The organism is Mesorhizobium sp. M1A.F.Ca.ET.072.01.1.1 (assembly GCF_004023325.1).
Classification (GTDB): Bacteria; Pseudomonadota; Alphaproteobacteria; order Rhizobiales; family Rhizobiaceae; genus Mesorhizobium.
Genome location: NZ_RZSF01000594.1, coordinates 1 through 1,879, shown reverse-complemented (window position 1 = coordinate 1,879; position 1,879 = coordinate 1). Strand labels below are relative to the sequence as shown.

Annotated in this window: 3 protein-coding genes; 2 read left to right on the top strand and 1 reads right to left on the bottom strand. The window is 62.7% G+C overall.

The window, feature by feature from the left end; genetic code table 11:
• On the top strand, positions 1-616 hold a 616-nt coding region (locus tag EOA32_RS36695), incomplete at its 5' end, for a phosphatase PAP2 family protein (protein WP_128374271.1).
• A 29-nt stretch (positions 617-645) separates the two neighbouring features.
• On the opposite strand, the gene EOA32_RS36690 is transcribed toward EOA32_RS36695, so the two are convergent.
• Positions 646-1,320: an alpha/beta hydrolase gene (locus EOA32_RS36690; protein ID WP_066995082.1), complete on the bottom strand. Its 675-nt coding sequence runs from the start codon at positions 1,318-1,320 to the stop codon at positions 646-648.
• A gap of 247 nt (positions 1,321-1,567) precedes the next feature.
• On the opposite strand from EOA32_RS36690, the gene EOA32_RS36685 reads away from it, so the two are divergent.
• On the top strand, positions 1,568-1,879 hold a 312-nt coding region (locus EOA32_RS36685), incomplete at its 3' end, for an aminotransferase class V-fold PLP-dependent enzyme (protein ID WP_128374270.1).

Below are 1,879 nucleotides of genomic sequence, written 5' to 3'. Positions count from 1 at the left end.
TTCCGGCCTGGGCGGCTGTTATCTCACCCCCGCCGCTCTCTGCCTCGTCGCCGCCAACCTGACGGACTGGCGACGGCTTTCCAGGTCGTCGCGTCTGCTCGTCTACAATTGGACCTGCTTCGCTTTCCTGGTGCTTTGCGCGGTTGGTCTTTCCGGGTTGGCCGTCAACTTACTGAAATACGGCATCGGCCGGGCCCGGCCGCTCTATTTCAACGATTACGGGGTGCTGTCGCTGCATCCCTTCGCCATGGATGCGCGCTTCGCCGGCTTTCCGTCCGGCCATGCCACGACGATGGGGGCGGTGTTCGGCGTCCTCTTGCTGCTGTTTCCAAGGCGCTGGCACATTGCGCTTGCGCTCACGGCCTTGATCGCTTCGACGCGCGTCTTCGTCGGCGCGCATTATCCGAGCGACACAGTGGCCGGCTTTGGGCTCGGCCTAGCCTTTGCGATCGCCGCAGGGTTGGTCTTCGCGCGGCTCGGTTTCATCTTCCGGCGGCCGTCGTCGACCAGACCCGTGCCCAAGCGCACGTTCCGGCTGCTGTCTTCCAGCGGATCCAAGGGTAAAACATCGCTGGCGAGGCGGAGCCGCGAGCAATTGTCAGCTGACCGCCCGTAGAGCTATTTGGTCTAAGGATTGCCCGAAATCTACCTCAGCCGCTTCGGCCGTGGATCGGCGAGCTCGCCGGCCAGACGCCGGTCGAGGTAATCGGCGCATTCGTCGATCAGCAGTTCGGCGTGGTTGGCGAAGAAATGGTTGGCGCCGGAGATAGTCTTCTGCGTGATGGTTATGCCCTTTTGCGTGTGCAGCTTGTCGACCAGCGTCTGCACGTCCTTGGGCGGCGCCACCTTATCGGCATCGCCATGGATGATGAGGCCGGACGACGGGCAGGGTGCCAGGAACGAAAAATCGTAGGTGTTGGGCTGCGGGGCGACCGAGATGAAGCCCTCGATCTCGGGCCGGCGCATGAGCAGCTGCATGCCGATCCATGAGCCGAAGGAATAGCCCGCGACCCAGCAGCTCTTGGAATCCGGATGCAGCGACTGCACCCAGTCGAGCGCAGCGGCCGCGTCCGACAATTCGCCGGTACCGTGGTCGAACTCGCCCTGGCTGCGGCCAATGCCGCGGAAATTGAAGCGAAGCGTGGTGAAATCGCGCTTCTGGAACATGTAGAAGAGGTCGTAGACGATCTTGTTGTTCATCGTGCCGCCGAATTGCGGGTGCGGATGCAGCACAATGGCGATCGGCGCGCTCTTTTCCTTGGAAGGCTGGTAACGGCCCTCCAGGCGACCAGCCGGACCGGCGAAAATGACCTCAGGCATAAAATACTCCACGTGGCATACGAAGGCGCGAGCCCGGACTCTTCCTTTGGCCCATTCTGTGGCCTTGACGCCGGGCAAGCGTCTTCCTAGAAGCTAGTTTAGAATTGTTCAAAACTGGGTGCCGAGAACGCATTTTCTCGGCCGCCCGCGCCGCAAGCCGGGTAAATAGGACGGCTCGCCTTGCAATTTCAAGGAAATAACGCGCTGTCCTCGCGGAATGGCTGCTGACAGGATCGACTGAAGGAAAATGGCCGCAACTCGCGCCTATCTCGACTACAACGCCAGCGCACCTCTCATTGCAGAGGCGCGGTCGGCTATGGTCGCGGCGCTCGATGCCGCCAATCCGTCGTCGGTTCACAGCGAGGGCCGCGCGGCGCGGCGGCTGATCGAGGATGCCAGGCGTGACGTGGCAAGACTGGTCAATGCCAGGCCCGAGCACGTCGTGTTCACCTCCGGCGCGACGGAGGCCGCATCGACGCTGCTTGCTCCCGACTGGCAGATGGGGCGCGGCTCTGTCCGCATCAGCCACCTCTATGTCTCGGCCGCCGATCATCCCTGC

Excerpts from the sequence above, each read along its gene's own strand:
- EOA32_RS36690 (WP_066995082.1), bottom strand. The coding sequence starts at position 1,320 with ATGCCTGAGGTCATTTTCGCCGGTCCGGCTGGTCGCCTGGAGGGCCGT.